General features: G+C 60.6%; 8 protein-coding genes and 1 pseudogene. 3 read left to right on the forward strand and 6 right to left on the reverse strand.

Going from position 1 to position 8614, the window contains the following annotated elements; all coding sequences use genetic code 11:
* Positions 1–260 precede the first annotated feature (260 nt).
* The 3 genes and pseudogenes from PMI28_RS31595 to PMI28_RS11305 form a co-directional block, all read right to left on the reverse strand.
* A complete protein-coding gene (locus PMI28_RS31595) occupies positions 261–1124 on the reverse strand; it encodes a methyl-accepting chemotaxis protein (RefSeq protein WP_443200728.1) in 864 nt (287 codons plus the stop codon).
* Positions 1119–1895: pseudogene (locus PMI28_RS31600) on the reverse strand (MCP four helix bundle domain-containing protein); the annotation flags it as partial. The pseudogene PMI28_RS31600 and the gene PMI28_RS31595, both read right to left, overlap by 6 nt.
* A gap of 78 nt (positions 1896–1973) precedes the next feature.
* A complete protein-coding gene (locus tag PMI28_RS11305; RefSeq protein ID WP_007988325.1) occupies positions 1974–2648 on the reverse strand; it encodes a DUF2238 domain-containing protein in 675 nt (224 codons plus the stop codon).
* 157 nt (positions 2649–2805) lie between these two features.
* Between PMI28_RS11305 and PMI28_RS11300 the strand changes: the two genes are divergently transcribed.
* Entirely contained in the window at positions 2806–3237 is a 432-nt protein-coding gene (locus PMI28_RS11300) for a nuclear transport factor 2 family protein (RefSeq protein ID WP_007988327.1), read from the forward strand.
* 148 nt (positions 3238–3385) lie between these two features.
* Here the strand turns inward: PMI28_RS11300 and PMI28_RS11295 are convergent, their stop codons facing one another.
* Positions 3386–4201 carry an AraC family transcriptional regulator gene (locus PMI28_RS11295; RefSeq protein WP_007988329.1) on the reverse strand — a complete coding sequence of 272 codons (816 nt, stop codon included), beginning with the start codon at positions 4199–4201 and terminating at the stop codon, positions 3386–3388.
* Between the two features lie 133 nt (positions 4202–4334).
* Here PMI28_RS11295 and PMI28_RS11290 point away from each other — a divergent pair, with 133 nt between their 5' ends.
* A complete protein-coding gene (locus tag PMI28_RS11290; protein WP_007988331.1) occupies positions 4335–4853 on the forward strand; it encodes a carboxymuconolactone decarboxylase family protein in 519 nt (172 codons plus the stop codon).
* Positions 4854–5015: 162 nt separating this feature from the next.
* Here the strand turns inward: PMI28_RS11290 and PMI28_RS11285 are convergent, their stop codons facing one another.
* A complete protein-coding gene (locus PMI28_RS11285) occupies positions 5016–6104 on the reverse strand; it encodes a polyamine ABC transporter substrate-binding protein (RefSeq protein WP_007988333.1) in 1089 nt (362 codons plus the stop codon).
* Between the two features lie 54 nt (positions 6105–6158).
* Positions 6159–7460 (reverse strand): NAD(P)/FAD-dependent oxidoreductase, encoded by a 1302-nt coding sequence (locus PMI28_RS11280; RefSeq protein ID WP_007988335.1) that lies wholly within the window; start codon positions 7458–7460, stop codon positions 6159–6161.
* Positions 7461–7623: 163 nt separating this feature from the next.
* Between PMI28_RS11280 and PMI28_RS11275 the strand changes: the two genes are divergently transcribed.
* Positions 7624–8511, forward strand: coding sequence for a LysR substrate-binding domain-containing protein (locus tag PMI28_RS11275; protein WP_007988337.1), 888 nt, complete (start codon positions 7624–7626; stop codon positions 8509–8511).
* Positions 8512–8614: the final 103 nt, after the last annotated feature.

Consider the following 8614-nt stretch of genomic DNA (forward strand, 5'->3'; position numbering starts at 1 on the left):
TCGCGAAGAGGCCGTGACAAACACCGAATCGCTTAAATCAGTACATCAGCCTCAAAGCCTGAACCGATCCACCGAATGCGACGTGACGGACAAATACCTTTAGCCCGTCGCTTTGCATTGCCGGGTCTGCCGCCTTCGCGAGCAAGCCCGCTCCCACAATTGACCGCGTTTCTCTGGAAGAACACCGTCGACTGTGGGAGCGGGCTTGCTCGCGAAGAGGCCGTGACAAACACCGAATCTCTTAAATCAGTACATCAGCCTCAAAGCCTGAACCGATCCACCGACTGCGACAGCTGCCCCGCCAGGCTGGACAGTTCATCAGTGGTCGAAGCCGTCTTCCCGATTACCTTGCTGTTGCCTTCGGACATGCCGGCAATCATCTCCACCTGATGCGCAATTTCGTTGCTGGCCAGGCTTTGCTCGCCGATGGTGCGGCTGATGTCATTGACCAGTTGCGTGGTGTTGAGCGTGGCATCGAGGATTTCGCGGATGGCGCGCTCGACATCGGCCGTCACCGCCATGCCTTTGTCGACCTGGGCAACGCCCTCTTCCATGCTGATGACAGCCTCGCGGGTGCTTTGCTGGATACGCGCAACCATGCTGGCGATTTCCTGGGTGGAAGCACTGGTGCGCCCCGCCAGGCTGCGGACCTCATCGGCCACCACGGCAAAGCCACGACCCTGCTCGCCGGCGCGGGCGGCTTCGATGGCGGCGTTCAGTGCCAGCAGGTTGGTCTGGTCGGCGATGCCCTTGATCACCTGAATGATGTTGAAGATCCCCTCGGACTCTTTGTCCAGCGTGCGAATCACCTGCGCCGACTGCTGCGCCGAGCGCGCAATGCCATCCATGTCATTGACCACTTGATGAATCACGCGACCGCCATCCTTGGCCAAGGCTTCGGCCTGATTGGCCATGTTCAGCGCCCGCTCGGCATGCCGGGTGATTTCCTCGATGCTCGCGGTCATTTCGCTGGCGGCAGCGGCCATGGTGCTGGCCGCGGCGCTTTGCTGCTGGCTGCTGCCCGCCACCTCATGGCAACCATTGCTCAGTCGCTCGCTCATGCCGCTGACGCCGTGGGCGTTGCTGCGCACGACCTCGATCATGCCGCGTAAATCCCGCTGCATGGTCGCCAGGCTACGAATCAATGCGCTGGCTTCGTCCTTGCGGGTGGGCTCGGTAATCGGCTCGCTGAGGTTGCCATGGGCGATGCTGTCGGCAATGCGGCTGGCGATTTGCAGCGGGCCCATGATGCTCAGGATCGCCGAACGCCCCAAAGCAAGCAGCAGCAACAGACTGGCGATCAGCACGCCGCCGAGGGTCAGGCTGGCGTTGCTGATGGCATGCGCCGTCCCCTGGCTGGTCTGTTGCGTGTTGCTTTCGATCAACTCGCTGAGGGCGGCCATCTGGTCTTCCAGTTGGCTGAAGACGTTATTGAACGTGCCCAGTTCCTGTTGCGCGGCTTCCGGGTTTTCCAGCGCCAGCCCGACGATGCGCTCGGCGGCGCCGATGTAGGTGTCGAGGCTGGGCTTGACCTTGTTCAGGGCGGCCTTGATGGTGTCGTTGACCGGTAGCTTGAGGTTTTCCCCGAGCACTTCGCGAAAGCGCTGGGTGTGTTCTGCGATGGAACTGCGCACTTCGGCTTTGCTGCTGGTGCTTTTGTTCAAGCCCACCAACATGGCCGACATTACGTCGGCGCGCAGCGCGTCGTGCATCATGTCGGCTTCGAGGTGATTGCGCAGCGCGGCCATGCTGACGTTGTCGTCGTCCACGGCCTCGGCCATCCGGATGTTCCCCAGGTAACTGACCAGGCTCAAGATCAACGCGGCGAGTAATCCGGTACCGATCAGCAGCATTAAACGCAGTTTTATGGACACTCTATGGTTCCTCTCTGGCACGTTTGGCGGCAGGGTTCACCCCCAGCGCGGATGGCACTGCTCAAGAGGTTATCGACGGGGCCGAGCGCTAATTGAAGCCTATTCCCAAAGATTGTTTTTTTTGCGACATGCGGTAGGCATTGGCACTTTTTCCGCCTTGCCGCGCAGGGACACCAGCAGCAGGCTGGCAAACGCTCCGGCAACCGCGATGGCCATGTCCTTTTGCGAGTCCCAGGGGTCGTTTTGTGCACCGACGAAGGCATTTGCCGTGTCATTGCCCAGGAAGGCACCGCCGATCCATTCCACCAATTCATACACGGCGGACGTCGACAGCATGATGTTCAGGGTCACGAAAAACAGCCAGAACCCACGCAGCGGAGTCAGGCGCCACAGGACTTCGCGCACCGGATAAACCAGCAGCAGCCCGTAGCTCAGATGCACCAGTCGGTCGTAGTGATTGCGGTGCACACCTGACGCCCGGTCGAAACTGAAGCCCAACCACGCAGAAGACCAATGATCGTAAGGCACCAGGGAGTAGGTGTAGTGGGCGCCCAGTTCATGAACGCACAGAAACGCAAACACCAGCGTGATGGACGTCGCAGACAAACGGAACCGCCGGGAAACCGCCACCAACGTCCCCACCAGCAACAGCACCAGCAGGTTTTCCAGCGCCCAGTCCACCCGGCTGCGGGGGGAAAAGCCCGACACCACGACAATCAGCAGAAACACCATCAGCAACGTCAGGTCGTACCGCAAACGCGGAATAGGCTGCATGGCGCAATTCCTCGAAGTCAGGGCATCGCCCTTTTAACTTCGAGGCACGCCCACCAGGCAAGTTCGCTTTTTTCCTCCATCGCATGATAAGTTGTACGACGACTGACGAATGACCACGCAGTCATCACGCTATCCCTACAACAACAAGGAAACACCCATGAAAAAAGCAAAAGTGCTGATTGGCTTTCTGTGCCTGTTCAGCGGCTACGTCGCCGCCGCCCCGGCCGCCGCGGACAAGGACGTGGCCCAGGCTGTCGACCACCTGACCCAGGCCATGCTGCACAAGGACATTGCGGAACTGAATGCCTTGACCGCCGACAACCTGACCTACGGGCATTCCAGCGGCAAGATCCAGGACAAGACGGCCTTCATCGCCGACATCGAAACCGGCAAAAGCGCCTTCAAGACGCTTGAGATGCAGAACCAGACCATTACCGTCTCGGGCGATGTCGCGCTGGTCCGTCACCACTTCTCGGCGCAAGCACTGAAAGGCACTGAAGTGGTGCCAACCGAAATCGAGAACTTCCAGATCTGGCAAAAGCAGGACGGTAAATGGCTGTTGGTGGGACGCCAGGCGTACAAGTTCTGATGCATTCGTAAGGCAACCGCAAAACCCCTGTGGGAGCGGGCTTGCTCGCGAAGGCGGAGTGTCAGTCGAGCTCAATAGCGGCTGATACAACGCTTTCGCGAGCAAGTCGGATCGCCGCACCGCCGCTCCCACAGGGGGATTGCATTGATCAACTACCTTTCCACTCCCTGGGGCTGAGCCCGGTTTTGCGCCGAAACGCCCGGGCCAGCGCCGAAGGGCTTTCGTATCCGACTTCCTCGGCGATCAGCGCAATCGGCCGCCCCTCGCGCAGGCGTTTCTGCGCCAGACTGATGCGCCAGCTCACCAGATAATCCACCGGCGTCTGCCCGACCACCCGGCGAAAGTGTTCGGCGAAGCTGGCCCGCGACATGTTGGCGGCGACCGAGAGTTCGGCCACGGTCCAGGCCTTGGCCGGGGTTTGATGCATCAGGCTCAGGGGGCGCGACAGACGCGCATCGGCGAGGCCGGCCATCATTCCCGGTTGCTGGCCCGTGGTGCTCAATATGTGCCGCAATAACAGAATTACCAGGAGTTCGAACAGGCGATCCATCACCGCTTCGCGCCCGCATGTACCGTCAAATGCCTCATTGAACAGCCATTCCAGGGTCCCGGCCAAGGTCGGGATTTCGTCGAGCTTGAGCACCAGGTAATCCGGCAGCGCCGCCGCCAGGGCATTGCCCGCACCGCCGTCGAAATCCAGGGTCGCGCACACCAGTTGCGTGCCGGCCCCTTCAGCAGCGAACAGGCGATGTCGATAGGGCCGGGGGAAAAAGATCAGGCTCGGCTCGGTCAGTTGCAGGTCCGGCTGATCGCCCATCTTGAGCAGCAACTCGCCCGCCTGGAGCAGGTGCAGATGACCGCTGGCCTGTTGGCCATCATAAGCGGCGGTGCCGCAGAACGTACCGCTATGGAAGGTGCCGGCATTGACGCCGAAGTGTGTGAGCAACGTGGACAAGCGATCCATGACAGGCTCCCGCAAGCAGTTCTGGACGATCTGTCGCATATCCTCGATGATTTGCACCCAACAAGCCAGAACCAATCCCTAATATTAGCTCCGTACCCAGCGCATACCGCGCTTCACACTACGGAGTATCACCATGACCCGCATCGCCCCGATCAGCCTTGAACACGCCACCGACGCCACTCGCCCGCTGCTGGAAGGTGTGCAGAAGAAAATCGGCTTTCTGCCCAACCTCTTCAAAGTATTGGCACACGCCCCGGCGGTGCTGGCCTCATACCTGCAAAACTCGGCGGCACTGGGCAAGACGTCCTTGAGTGCTAAGGAAAAAGAAGCGGTGTCCCTCGCCACGTCGCAGGTCAACGGCTGCGACTACTGCCTCGCCGCTCACACGCTGTTTGCCAGCAAAGCCGGGCTGTCGGGTCAGGACATCCTCAGCGCCCGCCAGGGTGAACTCAACGCCTATGCCACCCTCGCCCGCCAGGTCACCGAAAGCCGTGGCCACCTGACGGTCGAGCAGATCACCGCAGCCCGTGCGGCCGGGATCGACGACGGCAAGATCATTGAAGTGATCGCCCATGTGGCTTCGCAAACGCTGACCAACTACCTGAACAACACAGCGCTGACTGACATCGACTTCCCGGCCATCGACGCCTGAGCCGATCCAGCGTAACTCCTGCCTGAAACAACCTGTGGGAGCGGGCTTGCTCGCGAAGGCGTCGGGTCAGTTGATATTTACTTCGCTGACACACCGCTTTCGCGAGCAAGCCCGCTCCCACAGGTTCAGTGTCACATCAGGTGGACCGCGATCATAAGATGGTCAGGTATTGGTTTTCAGCTTGGTCCACAAGCGCGTGCTGAGGCGTGCGATGGCCGCGGGCAAGTCCTCAACGGTGAACAGCTTGTCCATCACGGTTTTCGGCGGATAGATCGCCAGGTCCTGCTTCACCGCCGGTTCGACGAGAGCATCCGCCGCACTGTTGGGGTTGGCGTAATGGATGCTGTTGCTGATATTGGCAATCACCTTCGGCTCCAGCAGGTAGTTCATGTACGCATAGCCGTTCTTCTCGTGTGGCGCGCTCTTGGGCATGACCACCATGTCCAGCCACAAGGTGGAACCTTCGTCCGGGATCGAGTAGGCAATATCGATCCCGTTTTTCGCCTCCCTGGCGCTGGCGGCGGCCTGCACGATATCGCCGTTGAAACCGATCACCGCGCAGACGTTGCCGTTGGCCAGGTCGCTGATGTATTTGGACGCGTGGAAGTACTGAACGTATGGGCGGATCTTCAGCAGCGCCTGCTCGGCTTTCTTGTAGTCGGCCGGTTCGTGACTGTGGGGTGGCAGGCCCAGGTAGTTGAGGGTGATCGGCAGGATCTGCGTCGAGTTGTCGATGATCGCTACACCGCACTCGCTGAGCTTCTTGATGTTGTTCTCGTCGAAAAACAGGCTCCAGGAACGGGTGACATCGGTGTTGCCGAAAATCGCCTTGATCTTCTCGACGTTGTAGCCGATGCCCGCCGTACCCCACATGTAGGGGTAGCCGTACTGGTTGCCCGGATCGTTGACCTCAAGCTTCTTCATCAACGCCGGGTCGAGGTTTTTCCAGTTGGGCAACTGGCTCTTGTCGAGTTTCTGGATGGCGCCGGCCTTGATCAGGCGCGACAGAAAGTGGTTCGACGGGCTGACCACGTCATACCCGGTGTTGCCAGTCATCAGCTTCGATTCCAGCACTTCGTTACTGTCGTGGATGTCGTAGGTCGCCTTGATCCCGGTGTCCTTGGTGAAATTGACCAGGGTGTCGTCGGCGATGTAGCCGTTCCAGTTGGAAATGTTGACGGTTTCGTCGGCATAGGTGGCGGCGGAAAACGTCGAGATCAGGGCCACAAGGGAAAGCGTATTGACGCGCATGTTGAATCACCTTCGATGGGAAGTGCTGTTGTTCTTGTTGTGAAGCCGGTTTTGTCAGACTTCGGATCTGGCTCGGGCCGCTTCCACGCGCATACGCAGCATGGCACCGATGTCGAGCAACGGCTTGGGCGGCAGCCAGCCGGGCTGTGCCCGGGCGATGACCGATTGCAGCAACGGTGAATCACCGCCCGACGCCAGTTCCGCCAGCAAGCGGCCCCACAGCGTGCCCCGCGCCACTCCGGAGCCATTGCACCCGGCCACGGCAAACACGCCCTCCTCGACTTTGCCGAAATACGGCTGCCCCGAGCGCGAAGCGCTGAGATGGCCGGTCCAGGTGTATTCAATGTCCTGCTCGCCGAGCATCGGGAAACGCCGTTGCAACCCCAGCACATGGTGCTGGCGGCGGGTCGACAATTCGCTCAATGACAAATCCCGGGAGCGGTATTCCGCGGTGTTGCGGATCATCACCCGGCGATCCGGGGTCAGGCGCACCGTGGCACCAAGCGGTCGGGTAGACAGCACGCCCCAGGGCTCTGGCGCTCCGAGCGCTTGAAACTCTTGATCGCTGAGCGGCCGCGTGAGGCTGGCGCTGAGTTCCATCGCGAAGGTGCCGCTGTCGTCGATCCCTGAACGAGGAATGAAGGCGTTCAGGCAGACCAACACTTGCTTGGCTTCAACGCAGCCGTTTTGGCCCCGGGCGCGAATTCGGCCATTGCCCAAGCGCTCAAGACCTGTGATATCGGTGTTCTCGTAGACCGTCACTTGCTGCGGCAAGGCATCGAGCAGGCCTCTCACGTACTTCGCCGGTTGCAGCAGCGCATTGCCGTTACCGCACCAGATCGCGGCGCGGTAGTGCCGGGTGCCGAGTTTCTCCTGCAGCGCCTTGCCTTGCAGAAACTGCGCGCTGGCGCCAACGGCCCGCAGGGTCTGCAACTTGGCCTCGACGTGGGTCAGCTTGCGTGGATCGCTGACAGCGAAGAAATAGCCCGATTCCCTGAAGTCGCATTCGATGCCATGGCGGGCAATCTGTTTGCGGACTTCGTCGGCGGCTGCGCGGCCGATTGACGTATCCACTTGATACCCGGCGAACCCGGCGCAGCCCGACAACTCGCCAACGGCGGGATGCTCATGGGCCACCACAAAACCGGAATTGCGTGCCGAAGCGCCTTGCGCAGCCCGTTGCCGGTCGACGACCACGATGCGCGCCTGGGGATGCATTTGCGCCAGTGTGTGTGCGGCACTCAGCCCGGTGATGCCGGCACCGATCACCAGCCAATCGGCTTGCTGCGTGCCTTTGAGCGGATCGCGCAGGGTCGAACTCCCCGCTTGCGCAATCCAGCCACAGATATTTTCCATGCGTCACCTCAAGTTCTTGTTCTGCGAGCCGTCTCGATCCACAGCAGCACTGCATGCATGATTCGCATAAGTACTTTGCGAGGACGGCGGCCATGACTAGAATCTAAAGGCTCAAAACACCGACAACCAACGTTATTAAATCATCGAGGCATTCTGAAAACGCATGGATAAGATTCGCCACGTGCCCTCGTTGCAAGGCTTGCAGGCCCTGGTCGAGGTCGCCGAGTCAGGCAGCTTCACGCAAGCTGCGCAAACGCTCTGCCTGACCCAAAGCGCCGTGAGCCGACAAATCCAGCAACTGGAGAGCCACTTTGGCGTGCCGCTGTTTGTCAGGAGCAGCCGCAGCATTCAACTGACCGCGGAGGGCGAACAGGTTCTGGCCAGCGCCCGCAACATCCTCGAACAGTTGCGGACCCTCGAAGATCGACTCGCGCCGCAAAAACGCCCGTTCCGCATTCGCATGCACGTGTCACTGGCGGTGCGTTGGTTGCTGCCCAGACTGAGTGATTTCTACCGGCATCACCCGGACGTATCCCTGGCAATTGAAACCGTGGCCACCGAAGTGGTTGAGCCGGCCAGTGACAGCGACGCCTATATCCTTTACCTGCCCGAGCCGGCCACAGCGCCCGATTGCCTGACCCTGTTCGAAGAAGCGTTGGTGCCCGTGTGCGCGCCAGGCCTGGGCACCCCGGCCCGGCCATTGGCTTCGCTGGAGGATCTGTCGGGGTTCGCATTGCTGCATCGCTCTAGCGATCAACATGACTGGCAGGACTGGCTGTCCGCCAACGGCGGCAAGTCGTTGAACGACTATCGGCACATTCCCTTCAACCTCGACGAACTGGCACTCGATGCCGCCGCGCGGGGCCTGGGGGTGGCGATGACTGACATGACCCTGGCGGGCGAGTCGATTCAACGCGGCGAACTGGTGATTCCGTTCGGCGAGCCGTTGAAGACCCGGGGGATTTACTCACTGTGCCTGCAAGCCTCGGCGGCATCGCATCCGGCGTGCGCGCCGGTGATGCAATGGTTCACCGCACAAACCACTGCATGACCCTGTGGGAGCGGGCTTGCTCGCGAAGGCGTCGGGTCAGTTGACATTTACTTCGCTGACACACCGCTTTCGCGAGCAAGCTGAACTGGCCTAATGATTTTGG

Origin of the sequence: Pseudomonas sp. GM48 (genome assembly GCF_000282335.1) — a bacterium.
Lineage (GTDB): Bacteria > Pseudomonadota > Gammaproteobacteria > Pseudomonadales > Pseudomonadaceae > Aquipseudomonas.